The sequence below is a fragment of the Paenibacillus sp. WG02 genome, assembly GCF_055396115.1.
Genome location: NZ_AP036016.1, coordinates 2,467,389 through 2,486,648, shown reverse-complemented (window position 1 = coordinate 2,486,648; position 19,260 = coordinate 2,467,389). Strand labels below are relative to the sequence as shown.

General features: G+C 44.8%; 17 protein-coding genes. 3 read left to right on the top strand and 14 right to left on the bottom strand.

What is annotated here, in order from left to right; all coding sequences use genetic code 11:
* Positions 1-5 precede the first annotated feature (5 nt).
* Both ACBP55_RS11200 and ACBP55_RS11195 read right to left on the bottom strand, forming a co-directional pair.
* Complete coding sequence (locus ACBP55_RS11200) at positions 6-839, bottom strand: carbohydrate ABC transporter permease (RefSeq protein ID WP_464651542.1); 834 nt, start codon at positions 837-839, stop codon at positions 6-8.
* Entirely contained in the window at positions 839-1,696 is an 858-nt protein-coding gene (locus ACBP55_RS11195) for a carbohydrate ABC transporter permease (RefSeq protein ID WP_464651540.1), read from the bottom strand. Before ACBP55_RS11195 ends, ACBP55_RS11200 begins: the two co-directional genes overlap by 1 nt.
* A 176-nt stretch (positions 1,697-1,872) precedes the next feature.
* On the opposite strand from ACBP55_RS11195, the gene ACBP55_RS11190 reads away from it, so the two are divergent.
* The 3 genes from ACBP55_RS11190 to ACBP55_RS11180 all read left to right on the top strand — a co-directional run bounded on the left by ACBP55_RS11190 (position 1,873) and on the right by ACBP55_RS11180 (position 5,250).
* Positions 1,873-3,678 (top strand): cache domain-containing sensor histidine kinase, encoded by a 1,806-nt coding sequence (locus ACBP55_RS11190; RefSeq protein ID WP_464651539.1) that lies wholly within the window; start codon positions 1,873-1,875, stop codon positions 3,676-3,678.
* A complete protein-coding gene (locus tag ACBP55_RS11185) occupies positions 3,675-4,838 on the top strand; it encodes a response regulator (RefSeq protein ID WP_464651537.1) in 1,164 nt (387 codons plus the stop codon). The genes ACBP55_RS11190 and ACBP55_RS11185 overlap by 4 nt, the downstream gene beginning before the upstream one ends.
* A gap of 103 nt (positions 4,839-4,941) precedes the next feature.
* A complete protein-coding gene (locus ACBP55_RS11180; protein ID WP_464651535.1) occupies positions 4,942-5,250 on the top strand; it encodes a helix-turn-helix transcriptional regulator in 309 nt (102 codons plus the stop codon).
* A gap of 67 nt (positions 5,251-5,317) precedes the next feature.
* On the opposite strand, the gene ACBP55_RS11175 is transcribed toward ACBP55_RS11180, so the two are convergent.
* The 12 genes from ACBP55_RS11175 to ACBP55_RS11120 all read right to left on the bottom strand — a co-directional run bounded on the left by ACBP55_RS11175 (position 5,318) and on the right by ACBP55_RS11120 (position 19,190).
* Complete coding sequence (locus tag ACBP55_RS11175) at positions 5,318-6,898, bottom strand: response regulator (protein WP_464651533.1); 1,581 nt, start codon at positions 6,896-6,898, stop codon at positions 5,318-5,320.
* On the bottom strand, positions 6,895-8,721 hold the full coding sequence (locus ACBP55_RS11170; RefSeq protein WP_464651531.1) for a cache domain-containing sensor histidine kinase: 1,827 nt from the start codon (positions 8,719-8,721) through the stop codon (positions 6,895-6,897). The genes ACBP55_RS11175 and ACBP55_RS11170 overlap by 4 nt, the downstream gene beginning before the upstream one ends.
* Positions 8,722-8,805: 84 nt before the next feature.
* Positions 8,806-9,663 (bottom strand): ABC transporter permease, encoded by an 858-nt coding sequence (locus ACBP55_RS11165; protein WP_464651529.1) that lies wholly within the window; start codon positions 9,661-9,663, stop codon positions 8,806-8,808.
* Positions 9,657-9,803 carry a hypothetical protein gene (locus ACBP55_RS11160; RefSeq protein ID WP_464651527.1) on the bottom strand — a complete coding sequence of 49 codons (147 nt, stop codon included), beginning with the start codon at positions 9,801-9,803 and terminating at the stop codon, positions 9,657-9,659. Before ACBP55_RS11160 ends, ACBP55_RS11165 begins: the two co-directional genes overlap by 7 nt.
* Positions 9,800-11,287 (bottom strand): sugar ABC transporter ATP-binding protein, encoded by a 1,488-nt coding sequence (locus tag ACBP55_RS11155; protein ID WP_464651526.1) that lies wholly within the window; start codon positions 11,285-11,287, stop codon positions 9,800-9,802. The genes ACBP55_RS11160 and ACBP55_RS11155 overlap by 4 nt, the downstream gene beginning before the upstream one ends.
* A gap of 96 nt (positions 11,288-11,383) precedes the next feature.
* Positions 11,384-12,427 (bottom strand): substrate-binding domain-containing protein, encoded by a 1,044-nt coding sequence (locus tag ACBP55_RS11150; RefSeq protein WP_464651524.1) that lies wholly within the window; start codon positions 12,425-12,427, stop codon positions 11,384-11,386.
* 281 nt (positions 12,428-12,708) lie between these two features.
* Positions 12,709-13,323, bottom strand: a complete 615-nt coding sequence (locus ACBP55_RS11145; RefSeq protein ID WP_464651522.1) for a HupE/UreJ family protein — start codon at positions 13,321-13,323, stop codon at positions 12,709-12,711.
* Positions 13,324-13,480: 157 nt separating this feature from the next.
* Positions 13,481-14,239 (bottom strand): helix-turn-helix domain-containing protein, encoded by a 759-nt coding sequence (locus tag ACBP55_RS11140; RefSeq protein WP_464651521.1) that lies wholly within the window; start codon positions 14,237-14,239, stop codon positions 13,481-13,483.
* 25 nt (positions 14,240-14,264) lie between these two features.
* Complete coding sequence (locus ACBP55_RS11135) at positions 14,265-15,722, bottom strand: arylsulfatase (protein ID WP_464651519.1); 1,458 nt, start codon at positions 15,720-15,722, stop codon at positions 14,265-14,267.
* A gap of 84 nt (positions 15,723-15,806) precedes the next feature.
* On the bottom strand, positions 15,807-17,351 hold the full coding sequence (locus ACBP55_RS11130) for a type 2 periplasmic-binding domain-containing protein (protein ID WP_464651517.1): 1,545 nt from the start codon (positions 17,349-17,351) through the stop codon (positions 15,807-15,809).
* Positions 17,352-17,389: 38 nt separating this feature from the next.
* Complete coding sequence (locus ACBP55_RS11125; RefSeq protein WP_464651516.1) at positions 17,390-18,250, bottom strand: carbohydrate ABC transporter permease; 861 nt, start codon at positions 18,248-18,250, stop codon at positions 17,390-17,392.
* A gap of 7 nt (positions 18,251-18,257) precedes the next feature.
* Positions 18,258-19,190 carry an ABC transporter permease gene (locus tag ACBP55_RS11120; RefSeq protein WP_464653288.1) on the bottom strand — a complete coding sequence of 311 codons (933 nt, stop codon included), beginning with the start codon at positions 19,188-19,190 and terminating at the stop codon, positions 18,258-18,260.
* Positions 19,191-19,260 lie beyond the last annotated feature (70 nt).

Here is a 19,260-nt window from a genome sequence, read left to right as displayed (position 1 = left end):
GGTCGTTACCCTTTAACCGCGCCTGCGGAAATGCCTTCCACGATATATCTCTGCAGCAGCAGGAAAAATGCCAGGATCGGCACGATGGCCATAACTAGAGCTGCCAGCGCAAGATCCCACTGTTTGGTATATTGTCCAAACAACGCATTCATCGCAACTTGCAACGTTTGCAATTGTTTGTCTTGCATCATCAGCAGCGGCAGCAGGAAATCGTTCCAGAACCAAAGGCTGTTGGAAATGATGATCGTGACCGTCATCGGCATTAGCAGAGGGAACACGATTTTCCAAAAGATACCGTACGGCGTACAGCCGTCGACAACAGCCGCTTCCTCAATCTCGACGGGGATCGATTTCACAAACCCATGATATAGAAACACGGAAAACGATACGCCAAGACCCAAGTAACATAATACCAGACCGCCAAGGCTATTGAGTATATGCATCCATCCGGCTACTTTCATAAGTGGAATCATGATCGCTTGAAAAGGGATGACCATCGCTGCCAAAAATAAGGAAAATAGAATCCGGTTCACAGCATTCGGAAACCGAACCAGCCGATACGCCGCCATCGAGGCAATAAGCACTAGCCCCAAATCGCTTAAGGCCGTAACGATCAATGTATTCTTTAACGCATTCGGAAAATGAAGAAACTCCCATGAACGCATATAGTTTGACCAATGTAATATTTGCGGCAAGCTGGCCGAATTCTTAAGCACTTCCGCGAACGTTTTGAGTGAGTTGACGACAACGAAATAGAAGGGTGCCAGAAACAATAGCGCTGCTGCAATCATGATGAGCTCGATGATCAGGAGCCCCCATGAATACGTTCTTTTTTTCATTACATCTCCACCTCTTTCTTCTTCGTCACGGCCACCTGGATGGAAGTTACAATCATCACAACAATGAAGAAAATGAAAGCCTTCGTTGTGCCGAGGCCATAGTTGTTGTTTTGAAACGCTTCATTGTAAATATTCATCGAGATCGATTCCGAGGATCGGAACGGTCCGCCTTTCGTTAAGGAGAAATTCAGATCGAACGACTTGAACGCCCATGAAATCGTTAAAAACAGGCATACTGTAATCGCTGGCATAATGAGCGGGAGGATGATGTGGCGCAAAATTTGCCAGCTCTTAGCCCCGTCTATTTCCGCAGCTTGCATTAAATCCGCTGGTACATTCGTTAATCCGGCAATGTAGATGACCATTAAATAACCGGCTCCTTGCCATATGCTGACAATGACAATTGCCCAATAAGACGTGGTTGCCGTCCCCAGCCATTGCAGATTAAAGAATGCGAAATCCGTCATTTTGCCCAGCGTTGCAAAGCCTTGAACGAAAATAAACTGCCAGATAAAGCCTAATAGCAACCCTCCGAGTACATTGGGCATAAAGAGCAGGGTACGTAAAACGTTGCGTGTCTTCAGCGGCTTCGATAACAGATAAGCAAACGTAAATCCAAGCACATTCGTAAACACCAGGACCGCTAACATGTAACGGAACGTGAACCAAAACGAACTGTAAAATTGCTTGTCCGTGCTCAAAATTTTCTTATAATTCTCTAGTCCTACCCATGCTACTTGTCCCGAAATGCCGTTCCAGCTCGTAAACGAGTAGTAAATACACAGAACCATCGGGATCGCAATAACGATCGCATAGACCGCTGCGGCCGTTCGGTAAAAATCAATTGCTGCATCCAAGGGGATACCCACCATTTCTTCATAGCTTTCATCCTTTCATGCTGTCGCCATTCTATAGTTGTCATTATAAGATGCGGCTGGAAACAACTCCACGGACTGCCTTGCGCAATAGGTGGATTTTTCTGACTATCAATGCTATAGTATTTTAAAAAATCGACAGGAAGGACAGCATAGCGATGCGGTTTCTAAAAACAAGCATTCGAAACAAATTGTTCGCTTTACTTCTCCTATCCACCGTAATCCCAATCGTTACGTCCATTATTATTACTTACTTCTATAACAAAGAGTCATTAAAAAACAGGACAATTGAAGAGAACAGCCTGATCATCAATGTGGGGAAAACCGATCTGTCCAATTATGTACAGTCGATCATCAACAACTCGTTATCCATTTACGCGAGCCCGTTTATGGACCGTATTTTATCGGAACAATTGCCGAATTATCAGTTAGATTCCTATGTTTTGGCATCCACGCAAGCGATTGCACACTCAACCAAAGATATTGCCCAAGTGTTTCAGTACTATTTTATCAATCAACGCGGGTATCTGCTTTATCAGGACAATTTTCTCAGAAAAACCTATGTATTTGAACCGCCCTTTTCAGTAAAACCATCGCCTTACCAAGTCTATATGGAATCTACGCATCCAAGCGGCGATTACGGAATAGGCCGGATTTCTGGAGCAAAACAGGAGCCTGTATTCACTATCATTCGGCCTTTATACAAGGTGCCCAGCACCGAGATGATCGGCTGGCTGGCGATTGACGTGAGGCTGGATGCCCTGCGGTCGCTCGCCTCCCAAATGTACAATCAACAGAAGGAAGACTTGTTTATTTTGGATGAGCAGGGAAGCATCCTATATGCATCTGACGAAAAGCTTAGCGGGAGTAAGAGTGAAGAAGCCTGGATTTCTCAGATTTTGCATAGCGGGAACGAAAGCGGTAGTCTGGAATCGAAAAGCTCGGCTTTCAGCGGCATTATGATCTATTCCAAACTTCAAGCGGCTTCCACGAATTGGACGATTGTCAAGCGCATTCCTTATGATACTTTGTATCAACATGCAAGGACACTCACATGGATTAACACGGTCGTGGCTTGCGCTTTTCTGCTCTTGAGCATTATCGCGATTTATGTCGTCACCATCCGGTTCACCGGGCCGATTAAACAGCTTATTCGCCGTATTACGAAAATCGAAAGCGGCCAATTGGATGAGCCGATCGATATTAACCGTGAGGATGAAATCGGCATTCTCGCCCAGCGGTTTCGTATGATGATGCATACGATCAATGACTTGATTTTGCGTGAATACAAGATGAACCTGGCTAACAAAACGAACCAATTAAACATGCTCCAGGCTCAAATCAATCCGCATTTTATGAACAATGCGCTACAATCCATAGGAAATACAGCGCTGGAAAACGACGCTCCGAATGTATATGCTTTAATCTCAACGCTGGGGCAAATGATGCATTACAGCATGGATACGAACCAGACTGTTGTTTCTCTTTCGCAGGAACTGGATTATGTCAAACAGTATTTGTTGCTGCAATCGCAGCGATTTGAGGATAAATTAGAAACAACGTTTGATATCGCTTCGGAAACCCTGACCATTGCAATACCGAAGATGATCGTGCAGCCTATTGTTGAAAATTTTTTCAAGCATGGGTTTAACCCGGTCATTGGAACGGGCAGGATTCATCTGTATGCAGTTTTAGAAAAGGATCGGCTTGTTCTTATCGTTCGCGACAACGGTACGGGCATTCCGAAAGAACGTTTGCAGCTTATTCGCAGTGAATTCCTGCAAATAGGGAAACAACCAAATGAACCGGTTGAAGGCATTGGACTTTCAAATGTGATGCTGCGTTTGCAACTTTACTATGGCGACGCTGCCGAATTAGACTTATCCGAATGCGAACCGTGCGGACTGCAGGTCCGGATTACTATCCCCATCGAAGGAATCGAAAGAAAGGTCTATGACATATGAGAGTACTTATTGTTGACGACGAAAGACATGTTAGAAGCTCCGTCCGTAAACTGGTCGATTGGGATCATGCAGGTGTTACAACCCTGCTGGAAGCCGAAAGCGGCAGCGAAGCGAAAGCAATGATTCTCAGCCATCGACCGCAGCTCGTGATTACCGACATCATGATGCCTGATCTGACAGGCATACAGCTCATGGAATGGCTGGAGACGAACCACCCTACTTGCAAGACGATTGTCATCAGCGGTTACAACGATTTCGAACTCGTGCGCAACGTGGTGAAATATGGCGGTACCGATTATATACTCAAGCCCATTGTCGCTTCCCAGCTGCTGGAAGCTATTCAGAAAGCTGTCAGGGAATGGTCTGAAGATGAGCAGGAGCGGCAAGCTTATACGCGGAAAAGCATTGAAGTGAATGGTCTGAAACCGCTGTACCAAGATCGTCTGCTTTCCAAATTTATCGAACATCCCGAACAGAGGGAAGTGCTCTTCCAGGAATTCCCCCAATTCGCCCATATCACCGTCTGCCGGGTAGGTGTCTTTCAGCTTGATTGGGTTGGCAGTCGGTTTATGAACAAATTTTCCGAGGATATCGACTTATTATCCTTTGCGATGACGAATATTTTCAATGAAATTTTCATCCGTGAAAGCTGCGGTATTGCATTTCGCAATTGGAACCGCCAATCGGAGATTGTCTTTCTCATTTGGGGAGAGCTCGCACAAGTCGAACCACTTTTGGAAGAGGTTAATCAAGCAATAAGTCATATGTACAACGTGAATCTCGGTATCGGGCTTGGAGGAGCAGCTACATTCCCCAGCTTGGTGCGCGAATCTTATCTTCAGGGATATAAAGCGCTCCTTCAAAGAAATCTGTTGGATCAACGTTCGTTGATTCATGTGTTTCATAGTGAATTGCCCAATCGCGTGATTTCTCTTCAATTCGCCGAATACGCTGACAAAATTTGGATGTCGGTAAAAACAAAAAAGCCAGAGAACATTCATGAAACCGTTCAAGAATGGTTTACCATTCTGTCCAAACTCGAAACGATTTCGTTAGAACAGTTCAATTTATGGCGAGACGAGTTCAATGTGATGATAAGCAATTGGCTAACCGATTCCGAACATCCGGCCAACTCAAGATGTCTTTCCACTGCCTCTTGATGAATTCGGTCATTTTTCCCTATCCATTTTTCAAACGAATCTTGTCGACCGGCTTTTCCGGATTTCCACTGCGTTTTCGCCAAACCCTCTTAGAAACAATACCATGCAAGAAATCGCCTTATATCTTCAAAACAACTACAACCGTGAAATTACTTTGCAGGAAATATCCGATCAATTTTATTTAAATCGTGACTATATTTCACGAAGGTTCAAACAAGAATTCGATGAGACCATCGTCAATTTCATCAGCAAGATACGGATCGATAAAGCCAAAAAACTGCTGATACAAGCGGACATGTCGATTGCAACCATCGCGCAAACCGTCGGTTACGAAGATGAAAAATATTTCAGCAGAGTGTTTAAAAAGTATGTAAACATGACGCCTAAAGAATTTCGAAATCAAAATGGTTGAAAATCAACAAGGCCACAGCTCTGTAAAGAGGATTGTGGCCTTGTTCGTACAACTTATTTTCGAATTTTCAACGAAGCTTTTCCCGATATTGCACCGGTGTTGCACCTTTGATGGTCTTGAACATTTTCGTGAAATATTGAACATCATCATATCCTACGATACCCGCAATTTCATAAATTTTAATCGTTGGATCTTTCATGAGTTCAATCGCTTTCTCCACCCGATATTCCATCACAAATTTACTGAACGAAATGTCCATTTCCTCTTTAAAAATTTTGCTTAAATAAGACGCATTCATAAAAAATACTTCTGCAACCGTATTCAGATTTATGGATTCGTTATAATGCTCCTCCATATAGGCTACAATCTTCTCGATCACTTTTCGTTTCTTCTTCTTTTGCGTCTTATCCAAGAAAGCCATGATTTTAAGCAAGGCTTCTTCAAATAATTGACGGATTTCACCTACGTTCTGAGATCTTTGCAGTAACTCGAAGAACTGTAAACTGAACCTGGAGTCATTATCCATAGACCACTTGCCTTGGATGGCAGATCTTGTTATTGTGGTAATGATTTGAAAATATAAATACTTGAATTCAATCAGATTCATCTTTTTATTTTGTTTCACAAGCTGATCCAATTGAACAAGTACCGATTCCTTATCGCCCAATTTAACTGAATTGACTAACCCTTCAATATCATAATGCTTATATTTTTCCGATTTCGCCGAAATATCTGAGATCGCGCTGCGTTCCTGATTGAGAAAACCGCTTATCAGCAATGACTGCTTCGCCTGTCGGTATGACGAAGAAATATCCATGATGTTGGAACACCATCCTCCAAAGCCAATATCGATCGAGCATCCAAAAATTTTATTGATCATATGACTGAATGCTGCCGAATCTAGCTGTTGGCAAAGATATTCGCAGGCATGTTCAGAAGACACAATTGCCACTACTTCATCAGAATTTGTAAAAGTAATCGCTTGGCAGTTAATCTCTCGAAGTATATCTCCGACCAAATTTCCGATAACGAATTGTGCGAATTCAGCATCCAAAGAAATTCCATCTTTCTCTACTTCTTTGAATTGAAAAATAACGCAACAATGATTCAGATTTAAATATTCAAACTGTAAGTCGTTCAGAGCCTCCAGAACTTCTCTTTCGTTCTGGATCCTCCCATCAACCAGATTTGCAAAGAACATTTCTTTCAACATAGGCAAACGCTTGTTGACTTGCGTATCCGCCTTTTGCAGCAATTCTTCTTTTTTCTTGTCAGCCAGAATTTGCTCCAGACATTTTTTTACGACGCCAAGCAAATCGTCGTCTTCCACCGGTTTCAATATATAATCGAAAGCTCCAAGAGAAATCGCTTTCTTGGCATATTCAAAGTCGCTATAGCCGCTGATAATAATGACTTTGGCATGAAACTGATGACCTCTGAGGGATTGAATAAGCTCAAGACCTCCCATATTAGGCATACGGATATCGGTCAAAATGATATCAGGATTCAATTCAAGTGCTTTGTCCAGCGCTTCTTGACCACAGCTCGCCTCATCCATGACCTTGATCCCCAGTTGCTCCCAATCTATCGTATGAACCAGCCTTTCTCGTACCCATGCTTCGTCATCCACAACCATCATTTTGATCATGTCGCCAGCACCTCTCTGATTGCTATCGGAATTTCTATCGTTACTTTCGTACCTTCTCCATAAGCACTTTCAATTTCAATTCCATAATGAGGTCCGTACTGTAAGCGGATTTGGTGAATTAAGTTTCTAAGGGCAAAGCTTGGTGTCTCCGCTGTCACTTCGATTTGGAGATACTGTCTTAATCGCGACAATTCCTCTTCCTTCATCCCCATACCGTTGTCTACAACGATAATTCGCAGATTCCCATCAATAGACGATACGGCAACAGAAATATGCCCCCGCCCTTTTTGTTTTTCAATTCCGTGATTGACCGAGTTTTCAACAATTGGCTGTAGCAGCATCTTAGGGACCAGACAGTCGGCAAATTCATCCGGAAGATCCACGTGAAAGCTGATTTCACCTCGATAACGAATATTTAATATGGTTAAATAACTGACAACCAGACTTACCGCTTCTTTTAACGAGACGATATCTCTACCGCTGCTTAAGCTGACTCTGAAAAATTTGGATAAAGCAGCAACCATTTGCGATATCTCTTCGACCTTTTTAATTTTTGCAATACTATAGATGGAATCAAGTGTATTGTATAAAAAATGAGGGTTAATTTGAGCCTGCAGCAGTTTGATTTCGGCTTCAAGTTTATAAAACTTTTCATTTGCAAGATCTTTAACAAGCGCGTTCAGTTCATCCGCCATATCATTAAACCCCTGATAAACCTGACTAAACTCATCTTGGCGATTGTCTTGTATTCTTACATCCAAATTTCTGTTGCCGATTTTTTGCATCGCCTTTATGAGCTTTAACAATGGTTTATAAAATAGATTCGATAAAAAGTAACTAACCATAAAAATGATTAGAGCCGTTATCGAGATGAGGACGAAGAAAAAATTTCTGATTTCATAGACTTTACCCAATATTTCGGACGACGGGATAACGACAACATACCTCCACTGGTTGTAACGGGAGATCGAATAAACGACGAATTGTTTTTGCGAATCGACAAAAAAGCTGCCGCTTTCTTTTCCCGATGATTGAATCTTATCGTTAATCTGTGAATAGAGGCCCGTTTTGGTACCCACAACACTCTTATCTGAATGGGCAACAACATTAGAATAGGCGTCCAGAACGACGAATTCACCAGGAATGCCTCTTTGTATTTTTCTATAAAAGTCGCTAATATAGTCCTCGCTTACATTGACGGCCAGAACTGCAATCGTATTCCCATCTTCGTCATTTAAAACCTTATTAAAAGTAATCAGTTTACTGTCTTCCAAACGTGTAGAAATATGATTCAGGCTATAATAATCGACAGGTTTTGACACAAACCAGTGCTCATTACCGTCTTTGTTTTGGCCATTTCTCACAAAATCGATGTTATTCGTATCAATATCTTCGTAATAAGTTGATTTCGAATCGATGATTGTATTTTGCTTTACCAAATATAAATAAAAAGAATCGGTTCCTTCCAAAACATTTTGGATTTTAATGCGAGTGATAAAAAAACGGAGTAAGTCCAGCATCTCTGCGTATTTTTTGTTTTTCGCCTCAGGAGACAGCCGTGTTTCTTGCTTGGCAAGTGTTAAGAGCCTGTTGTCCGTTAGAATCAACTTGCTTAATCCGGTCACATTATCAAGAGCGGTATCCATATTATTGACAGCAAAATCTATACTGCTAATGACAACGTTGGAAGTTTGATCCGTTATGGATTGCGCAGACCTATTGTAGAGTAAGCTGCTTACAATGATCATAGGAATGAGGATAACGCTAAACATACTCATGAACATTTTGGTCCGAAAACTGATATTTTGAAATACCATCCGCATTCCATTCCTCTTGAGATGGAACAATCCCTTTGCCCTGCAATTACAGGAAAAAGGGATGCCATCATTCGTATAGTTTAACTTAGATCAACTGCGTTTCTTCATTAATTGTATAGTTGTGATCAGTACCGCCGTTAAAATCAGTAGCCCACGAACGATATATTGAACATATTCATTGACATTTAAGATCGTCATCGCGTTTATGAGTACACCCAGGAAGATCAGACCGATAAATGTGCCCCATACTTTACCAACGCCCCCGAACAAGCTCGTGCCGCCAATAATGACGGATGAAATCGCAATCATTTCCCAGCCTTTTCCGAAGTTAAATGAGCCGGACATGACCTGTGAGGAAACGAGTACCCCGCTAAGCGCAGAGCAAAGTTGGACGACAATCATACAAATGATTTTGACACGGGAAACATTAATTCCTGACAGACGAGCCGATTCCGGGTTGCCCCCTACCGCATAGACGGAACGTCCGAATTTGGTATAGTTCATCACGATAAAAATAACAGCGAATACAAGAAGCAAAATAATAGCAGGAATCGGAATCGAGAAGATTTGACCGGCTCCGAGTACATTATACCATGAAGGCAAGGTCGTTACGGGAAAACCTTTTGAAATGACTGCGGCAACCCCATATATGACGTTTAACATAGCCAGGGTAATAATAAATGAAGGGACTTTATACTTCGCTAAAATCAAACCATTAAACAAGCCAATCAAACCGGCAACGACAAACGATAAAAGGATACCCACAATGACAGCAGCATCCATCGACATTCCTGCGTCAGCAAGTTTGCCGGTCGTAAGACCTATGATAACGCCCGTTAACGCAACCGTCGATCCGATGGAAAGATCGATTTCACCTGCAATGATGACAATCGTCATGCCGAAGGCGATACAACCCTGCAAAGCCATATTTCTTAAAATGTTTAACAAGTTCTCCAGGTTAAAAGGGATGAAGCGAATGTCATCATGATAACGATGACCAATAGTATGATCTCTAGTGCATGTTTGTTCAGCTTCTTCTTCAAATCAAACGATGATGAAGGGAATTTTACGGCAGCTGATGGTTTCAAGATGCTTCTCCTCCCATGCTAAGCGCATATAGCTCTTCTATTTTCAATTGTTCCGGCGCATATTCCCCTGAAATCTTGCCGTCCTTTAGTATGAGGATGCGATGGCAAACCTCAAGCAGCTCCTCCAGCTCCGATGAGACCATGATGCTAGAAATTCCTTTGCGCGACTGCTCCCAAATGATTTGAAAGATTTGCTGTTTGGCATTGACGTCAATGCCTCGCGTAGGCTCGTCAAATATCATAATGCTCGGGTTCGTGTTTAACCAGTTGCCGACAACCACTTTTTGTTGATTCCCTCCGGATAAGGAGGATACCTGGTGATTTACATCCGCTACCTTGATCTGGAGGTCGCTCACTTGCTTTTGAACGACTTTATCTTCGTCTTGCTTGCGGATAAACAAACCTTTTGCTATTAAATCCAGACTTGCCACACATAAATTATCCTTGATCGAAGCAATCTGGATGAGCCCTTCATGCTTGCGGTCTTCTGGCGTGTAGGCAAGTCCGGCTTTTTTCATCTTTTCTGGAGTAGGCGATTGAATCTTCCGCCCGCTGCAATAAATCTCACCGCTATCGAATGGATCTGCGCCGAAAATCGATTTAAGCAGCTCGGTTCGGCCTGATCCGAGCATGCCTGCGATGCCAAGAATTTCGCCTTTTCTTAACTGAAAGGATATATCCTGAAATTTATGTTTGCGAGTCAATCCTTTTACTTCCAGCATAACCTCGCTCGATATTGTTAAATTTTCGGGACGGGTCCGGATTTCCACATCGCCAAACATCATGCCGATCAAATCTTTGCGAGTCAGTTCCTGCATCGGTGCCTTACCGATTAAATGCCCTTCGCGCAAAACCGTACAAGTATCCGCGATTTCCCAAAGTTCATGCAGACGGTGCGAAACATAGGTAATAATGACATTCTTTTTCTTCAATTCCCTAATCATCTTGAATAACGATTCGATTTCATTTTTTGCAAGAGCAGACGTCGGTTCGTCCAGCTGCAAAACTTTCGGGTTATAGCTCATTGCTTTCACAATTTCAATCATTTGAGCTTGACCGACGCTCAGGTTGTGTACCGTTTCTTCTGCCGGAATATCCACATTGTATTCCTTTAAAATTTCATTCGCCATCTCGTATGTCTTTTTCCAGTCCACGATCATGCCCTTCATAGGCATTCGACCTAGAAAAATGTTTTCTGCAACGGTCAAACCAGGTACAAGGCTTAACTCTTGATAAACGGTCACAATCCCCTTCGCGAAAGCATCTCTCGGATCGCGAAACTTCAAGGACACTCCATCCAATATGACTTCTCCCTGTGTAGGCTCGACCGCTCCCGAAAAAATTTTGAGCAAGGTTGATTTTCCGGAGCCGTTCTTCCCAAGCAGCGCATGCACCTTTCCGCTTTCGAACGATACGGAAACTTGATCCAAGGCCACAGTACCCGGATACACTTTAGATATTTTACTGGTTTCCAATACACTCATGGGGTCTACCTCACAGTTCTCTCTCGTTTATATGGTTAGGGGCTGCCTCGTTCTTCGAACCCAGCAACCCCATTTGCTTAGAAAATGGTCAGATGACTACTTGCCCATTTTCGCCTTCAGGTCAGCCTCAAACTTGGAAATGCTATCCGGATTTGCACGGCTAAGCAGAATGCCGTCAATAATGGTAGTCTTACCTTTGCTCGCACTGATATCTTCGCCTTTTAGACCTTTAATCAACAAATCCATCGCTTTATAGCCAATATCGTAAGGGTTTTGACCGGTTATCGCCTGTAGAATATTATCTTTATCCTTCAACATTGAAATTAGTTGATCGCTCGCATCTGTGCCGAATACAGAGACTTTGCCAGCTTTTCCAGCATTTTTCACAGCCATTGTTGCTCCGATCGTTCCCCCCTCGTTTGCCGACCATATCAGATTTACATCAGGATGCGCCGTTAAAATATCGCCTGTCACAGATATGGCTTTATCTTGTATCCAAGCGTCTTGGTCAGCTACTACTTCAACGTTCGGGTTAACCTTTTTCACTTCATCGAGGAATCCGTTTAGTCGGTCGACACTTTGCTGTGGAAGTTGAGATTTGAATTGAAGGATGGCAATTTTCGCCTTGCCGTCCAGCTTCTCCTTAATATATTGTGCAGTTGCCTTACCGGTAATTTGGCCAATATTCTTATTATCCGAAGTATACCCGCCAACGGCAAAAGGTGCATTTGTGAGGGCTGTATTGGTTATGGCGATTTTCACGCCTGATTCGTCCGCTTTCTTTAAAACTGCGATAGAGGCATTTTCATTCAAAGGTGAAATCGCGATACCATTTACCTTTTGCGAAACATAAGTGTTGATTAATTCCGATTCTTTTGCTTGATCGTTACCCGTATTTCCGGTCAGCACTTTTACGCCTGCAGCTTTTGCCGCATCCTGATAACCGAGAGACAGCAGTTTCATGAATTGGTCTTCCTGGAACACGACGCCGGCCACAACGAGATCCGCTTTCTTATCAGCGGCTTTAACAGACGTGCTTGCTGTTGGTTTAACAGTTTCAGTGGCGGTCTTTGAAGTACCGCAGGCTGCCAGAGATAGGGTTAAAGCCGTTAAAGCCGTAAGGATTAATGTTTTTTTCATTGAAATTACTCCCCTTTAAATGAAATTTTTGGGTGAAGATTTTAAAGCAATGTTTGTAACTAAATTATAAGTTGGAACCTATACTTCCATCTACGAGGGTATTTTTATATTTCTTGTAGTATTTTTGTTTATTTCGCTGTTTCTCCAAGTACTAGACTATAGAGGTGAATCATTAAAAGTAAAAAGACGACCCACGCCTCAAAAAAAGGAATGAAAGTCGTCTTTTTCATACTGCTATTAAGTAAATCTGATAAGGAACCATAAAACCAGAGCATCGCTCTTCACGTCTGTAATGCACGCTGGACCGCCCAGGCCACGCCGAGCGCGAATACGACGGCCGACAAGCCGATCGTAAACGGCGAATACCATTTCCGCGAGCGAATTTGCAGGAGTAAAGGCAGTGCCACTGCGACGATAGCCAATTGCCCGATTTCAATTCCTGCATTGAAGCTGAGCAGCGAGCTGATAAAATAACGGCTCGGAAGCCCCGTCTCCTGCAATGCACCGGCGAACCCCATCCCATGCACGAGACCGAAAGCGAATGTGAGCAGCCACCGATAACGGGGGGCGATCGCCTTCCGGCGTATAAACCAATTTTTTGCAGCAACATAAGCTATGGAAAGAGCGATGGCGATCTCGACCAGGCGTGAGTTGACTCGAATCATTTCCGTTGCCGTCAGCAGCAGCGTCACGCTGTGTGCAGCGGTGAACGCCGTTACAATTCGCAGTGCATCCCGCCACCCGGCGGCGACTATGAGCAGGCTGAGCAGGAACAACAGATGATCATAACCCGTCCAGATGTGATTCATTCCAAGCCAGGCGTATTGAAGGAGTGTTCCGAGTGCAGGGCGGTCGCCTGATCCCTTACTCGTGCCCTTGCTCTCGTAACGATGCATACGGGTTCCCGTTTTCAAAAAAATTATCAACCACATCGTTGCTGTTTGCAATCGTAAGAAAATTCACGTGCTGCGGGTCGATATCGTCAAAAATGCGAGCCGCAAACGTCGCCAGCTTGGTCCCTTTGTTCGGCGAGAACGACTCATTGGCTTTAATTCAATCCAATCCTCTTTTAATTCTAAATTGCTTGGGGGGCATGCCATTAGAATGCTTAAAGCTTTTGCTAAAATGAAACTCATCCGCATATCCGCAGTTTTCAGCAATCTCTTTCACCGTCAACTCTGTATATAGTAATTGCTTCTTGGCATGTTCATTGCGTACATCTTTCAAATAGCTTTTGGGACTCTTTCCTGTATGCTTTTGGAAAAGACTGCGAAGATATGAAATTGAAATTTGGTATCGATCAGCTAGTTCATGTAACCGAATACCCTCTCTATAATTCCGATCCAACTCATCCTTTACTTTGATATACATACTTAAGGCCGAAGTTCTACGTATAAGTTCGGGGCTATTTTGCTTATGCAATTCATACAAAAGATTATATAGCAGTGATTTGGTCAAAAGCTCACTCTCAAGCTGTCCAGGAACCCATCCCTCCGATAGCTCTTTGAATAGGCTGTCATATTTTTTTGCCATACTGTCCTCACACTTCAACATGAATGGCAGTTCTAATTCTGGAAGATCAGTTACCTCATACGCTCCTTGAGAAATCATCGTAACGGATATAAGTGACAGCAGTACCATTGTAATTCGCAGCGGATTGTCTCGATCACCTTCCATAGTCATCTCTAAACCTGGTTTTAAATAAAACAGCATGCCGGATTCAATCGAAATTTTCTCTTCTGTTCGGAATGTCCCTTTTCCTTCACGAAGTAAAGGGCTACCAACGCGGCAGCCCTTTTGTGCTATCGACAACCCATCCTAATGAGGCGCTCCTATCTTATTTTAGATGACTGAGCACCGTCCTCGGTTTCCGACCCGTAACGAGCGCCCCATCGCTTACATAACCTTCTTCACGTCCCGACAGTTCCCGAACCAGCCGCTCTCTCCAGCCTTGTATTCTCAGCTGCCAGGCTGGATCTCCCGCCTTATTGGACAGCTCCTCCGGGTCGCAAGTAAGGTCGAACAGCTGCTCTTCGCCAGACTGCGAATACCAAATGTATTTCTCTCGACCATTTGTCACGTAGTGGTGGGACAAGGCCCCATAGGCATGCTCCCCGTGCACGTATTCGCGCCATGCGACACCCGCACCTTCACGGCATAGCGGTAACAAGCTCTCGCCTTCGACCGAGTCTGGCACAGCCACACCGGCTGCATCCAACAGCGTAGGCATGATGTCGCGCAGTTCGGTTATCCGCTCCTCATCAGCACCGCGGTTCAACCCTAGTCGGCCTGTATAATCAGCGACAATTAAAGGCACTTTCGCACTTCCTTCGTAGGCGAGCGCTTTTCGGAAGAAATGGTGGTCGCCCAGCATTTCTCCATGATCGGAGGTGAACACCACGACCGTATTGCGCAGCACGCCGTACTCACTGAGTGCATTCAGCAGACGTCCGATCTGAAAGTCCAGGTGCGTAATAAGAGCATAGTAAGCCGCCTTGGCCCGATCCAGACGCTTCTTCGTCAGCTTGCTTATGCCGGTAGTAGGATGGCCCGATCCATTCTCGGCGCTCTGCAAATCTACCCAGTCGCCTACCGGCGGCTCCGGCATGTCCTCATTGAGGTACATGTCGAAGTAGGCCTGAGGCGGATCGAAGGGCGGATGCGGACGCACGAAGGACGTCCACAGGAAAAACGGCTTACTAGGGTCGCGTCTTCGTAGGAAATCGATCGATTGGGTGACCGCCCAATTCGTCGGATGCAGCCGTTCTGGGAGATGCCATGGCAGCGCAACCGTTGATGCATTACAATCGAGTCCGTTGTCCATCAGATCATAGGTACCCGGCTCTGTATTCCGTATCCAATTCAAATAATCATCGCATTCGTTGAAATGTTCCGCATGTGTCGTTCGACTGTTGTCCCGGTTGTAGTGCATGTAGCCGTCGTGCAGCACCACGTTGTGGAAGCCGCATAAGTTACGGGTCGGGTATACGTGCATCTTGCCAACACATTGCGTGTGATAGCCAGCATTCGCCAATTCACCGGGCAAGGTGTGCTCGTACGTCCATGGGACATGCTCCTCGTATCCTACTCGTCCATGTGAGCGTTGGCTCATGCCCGTTAAGAGTGCCGCCCGCGCCGGAATGCAGGTCGGCGTTGCGGAATATGCGTTCCGAAACAACACACCGTCTTCCAACAATTTGTCTAGATTCGGCGTCTGTACGATCGGATGACCGAGTGCGCTTAAGCAGTCTCCCCGCATTTGATCCACAGTAATGAACAATATATTTGGTTTCATTCGATATGCCTCCCGTTAAAGCATGAAGCTGGGGGAAACCCATTGAACTGTATCCGCCAGCTTCATGCTCTTCAGTTATTACGCTTATTTCTTCTTCAATTTTTTCCACTCTTCGTTGGCCTGCTTTTCAATTTGCGATCCACCCTGTTGATTGTACTTCTGTACGAACTCGTCAAACTTATCGATGGTCCAAACACCTGTTACAATCTTAACGAAGTATTCAGCCCACAGCTTCGTTTCGAGATCCGGGTAATCCAGCTCAGCCGGAACCGTCTTCCAGAACGCGTTCGGTATAATATTTTTCGATGCCGTTTCGATACCGTTTCGAACTTCCTGCGTCGTCCAACGTCTGTCTACAACGAATGCCATCCGGATCGGGTTGTTGTAGCCTTTCTTGTATAAATCGGCATAACTCGTCGATTGCTTAATCAGGTTCATCGCCTTGTCATACGTATAATCCGTTCCTTCAACACCGTACAGCCCTAGGTTGAAACCTCCGCCTTCGCTGTCATCCACCAGCCAATCCAGGAAGCGGAACAGCTTCTCCGGATTTTGCGCCTTCACAGACAAGGCGCGCAGCGGAGCAGCAGCTACCGCATTCGTCTCTGGATTGCCCAACTTGCCATCCGGCCCTTTGGGAGGTGCAATGAGGCTAAGCTTTGAGGCTGGAGTTGTCTTTTTTAATGCCTCTGAAGTCGGATTCGCTTTAGGGTCTACCAGATAGGCATCATTCTCGAACAAACCGACCTTCGAATTGATAATTTTCTCGTTCAGCTGCTTTGTTTCCATCACTGGGAAGTCGGGGTCAATCAAACCTTCCTTGTACCACTGCTGAAGCAAAGCGAGCGCTTGCTTCGTTTCCGGTAAGGTAAAGCCTTTTTTGATCTGACCGTCGCGCTCCGTCCAGAAGTGTGGGATCACGCCGTAAGCCCCGAAGATCGAATTGTAGCGCGATAGCTTGGTCCCACTTAAACCTAGGGTATCGTTCTTCCCATTCTTATCTGGATCTTTCGTAACGAATGCTTGCAGAACATCATGCAGCTCATTCACCGTCGTAGGAGCCTTCATACCGACCGCATCCAGCCAATCTTCACGCACTAGAACCGACGTTACGTTCGGGCTGTTGAATATTTCGGATCTCATACCGTTAGGAAGGGCATATATTTTACCGTTAAATGTCACTTGATCCCAATAATACTGAGGAATCAGCTTCATCAGGTGCGGTGCTTTTTTCAAATATTCGTCGATCGGTTGCACCAGGCCCTGCTCTACAAACCTGCTCAACGTCTTAGAGTCGATATCAAAAAAGTCTGGAAGATCATTCGAGGAGGCCAGTAAGTTGAGTTTCGTCTGATAATCGTCCCCAGGAGCTTGCTGCGCCACATAGTCCACGCCTTTCACACCGGCTTTGGCAGCGGCTTCTGTCAGCACTTTTCTCGCTTCCCCGCCATCGGCTGGGTATTCGGCAATTCCGCTGCTGCGCAAGAACTTATAAGTGACCGGCTTATCGTCACTCGTCTGCTTCGCATCTTCCTTCGTTGTCTTCACGGAATCTCCGCATCCAACCGTTGTTACAGCCAGAATCGCTGCACCTGCTAACGCTGCTGACATTTTCCATTTCTTTTTCATACCAAGACCTCCCTAGTCATTTCTAAATTTGATCTACCTTAAGATTTGACGGAGCCGAGCATAACGCCCTTCACAAAATATCGCTGCAGAAACGGATAAATCGCTAAAATCGGAATAATAGAAAGAATAATCGTAGAAGCAATAACCGATTCCGTAGAGGAGTCCGCCAATTGCCCCGTCTGCTCAGCAAGCTGCTGACCTGAAATAATTTGCCTAATCAGCAAAGGTAGTGTCGTAAGCGACTTGTCGTTCAAGTAAATGAGTGCCTGGAAGAAATTGTTCCACAGCCCTACCGCAATCCAAAGCGCCAGTGTAGCCAAAACGGGCTTGCATAACGGTACGATGATGGAGAGATAAATGCGGATTGGATTGGCACCGTCCATCACAGCCGACTCCTCAACTTCTTCCGGAATCCCGCGAATAAAGTTAATGACAATAATAACATTGAAAGCGGTTACCAAGTTAGGAAGAATAAGCGCCCACAAGGAATTTAGCAAACCAAGCTGCTTCACGACCAAGTATACGGGTATCATGCCACCGCTGAATATCATTGTAAAGACGATCAAGCTCAACCATACGTTCTTCAATGGCAACGTTCGCTTGGCGAGCGGATATGCCATACTCGACGTGACGAATAAGGATAATACCGTACCCACGACGGTAATGAAAATGGTATTTCCATAGGCGACCCAAATATAGTCCGAGGACAATACACTTGTATAAGCCTGCATCGTTAATCCACGGGGCCAGAAGAAGAAGCCTCCTCGTAGCGCCTCCGCCTTCGAGCTTAGAGATAGCGAAATTTCGTGCCATAATGGATACAGTGTAATGGCGCTCAGTAGCAGGAGGAACAGGCTGTTCCCAACATCAAAAAATTTGGATGAAAATCGTTTTCTCATAGGCACCTCACCATATTCCGCGCTCCCCCATACGTCTAGCCACACCATTGGTGACGAGCAGCAGCAATAAGCCTACGAAAGATTGGAATAACCCGGCGGCTGTTGCGAAGGAATATCTTCCCATCGTTAAGCCAAGTCGATATACATATGTGTCCAAAACGTCGGATACGTCGAAGACGAGCGGATTATATAGTATGAAAATTTGCTCAAAGCCAACATGAAGGATCTGCCCGGTACGCAAGATAAGCAGAATGACGATTGTGTTGGTAATCGAAGGCAGCGTGATATGTCGTACCAAATGAAAGCGATTAGCTCCATCCATTCGTGCTGCTTCATACAGCTCTGGATTAATTCCCGAGATGGCGGCCAAATAAATAATCGTCCCCCACCCCATCTCCTTCCACATCTCACTGAGTACGAGAAAACTTCGGAACGAACCAGGATCCATCAACGGTGATGTCTTCATACCCAAGAAGCTGGTCAAGCCGGAACCCGATGAGAATAACGAAAACAAGATACCCCCTAAGATAACCCATGACAAGAAATGCGGGAAGTAAACGATCGTCTGCACCCAGCGTTTGAAGGTCGAATTATATACTTCATTCAACAACAAGGCGAGAAGGATTGGAGCTGGAAAATTAAAAATGAGCTTATAGAAGCTGATAATGATCGTGTTCTTCATAGCGGTCCAGAAATCGGGAGCCTCGAATAAGATGCGGAACCATTTCAGGCCAACCCAGGGGCTTCCCATGATCCCCTCTAGCAAGCGAAAATCTTTGAACGCGACTGTAATGCCAGCCATCGGCCAATAATGAAATAAAGCGAAGTACGCAAGACCCGGCAGTAGAAGAACAAAGTAGTATTTGTGCTTGCTCCATTCTCTCCAATGCCGCCCTAGCTTGGTAACTGGCTTTGAACTAGTTGCAGGGACCGAAGACATTCCGTTCACATTCCAACCTCCTTTTCATATGTCGTTATACTAGTTACATCACGTGATTGCACCTTTAGCG

Excerpts from the sequence above, each read along its gene's own strand:
- ACBP55_RS11200 (WP_464651542.1), bottom strand. The coding sequence starts at position 839 with ATGAAAAAAAGAACGTATTCATGGGGGCTCCTGATCATCGAGCTCATC.
- ACBP55_RS11190 (WP_464651539.1), top strand. The coding sequence starts at position 1,873 with ATGCGGTTTCTAAAAACAAGCATTCGAAACAAATTGTTCGCTTTACTT.
- ACBP55_RS11185 (WP_464651537.1), top strand. The coding sequence starts at position 3,675 with ATGAGAGTACTTATTGTTGACGACGAAAGACATGTTAGAAGCTCCGTC.
- ACBP55_RS11180 (WP_464651535.1), top strand. The coding sequence starts at position 4,942 with ATGCAAGAAATCGCCTTATATCTTCAAAACAACTACAACCGTGAAATT.
- ACBP55_RS11175 (WP_464651533.1), bottom strand. The coding sequence starts at position 6,898 with ATGATCAAAATGATGGTTGTGGATGACGAAGCATGGGTACGAGAAAGG.
- ACBP55_RS11170 (WP_464651531.1), bottom strand. The coding sequence starts at position 8,721 with ATGCGGATGGTATTTCAAAATATCAGTTTTCGGACCAAAATGTTCATG.
- ACBP55_RS11155 (WP_464651526.1), bottom strand. The coding sequence starts at position 11,287 with ATGAGTGTATTGGAAACCAGTAAAATATCTAAAGTGTATCCGGGTACT.
- ACBP55_RS11150 (WP_464651524.1), bottom strand. The coding sequence starts at position 12,427 with ATGAAAAAAACATTAATCCTTACGGCTTTAACGGCTTTAACCCTATCT.
- ACBP55_RS11145 (WP_464651522.1), bottom strand. The coding sequence starts at position 13,323 with ATGCATCGTTACGAGAGCAAGGGCACGAGTAAGGGATCAGGCGACCGC.
- ACBP55_RS11135 (WP_464651519.1), bottom strand. The coding sequence starts at position 15,722 with ATGAAACCAAATATATTGTTCATTACTGTGGATCAAATGCGGGGAGAC.
- ACBP55_RS11130 (WP_464651517.1), bottom strand. The coding sequence starts at position 17,351 with ATGAAAAAGAAATGGAAAATGTCAGCAGCGTTAGCAGGTGCAGCGATT.
- ACBP55_RS11125 (WP_464651516.1), bottom strand. The coding sequence starts at position 18,250 with ATGAGAAAACGATTTTCATCCAAATTTTTTGATGTTGGGAACAGCCTG.
- ACBP55_RS11120 (WP_464653288.1), bottom strand. The coding sequence starts at position 19,190 with ATGTCTTCGGTCCCTGCAACTAGTTCAAAGCCAGTTACCAAGCTAGGG.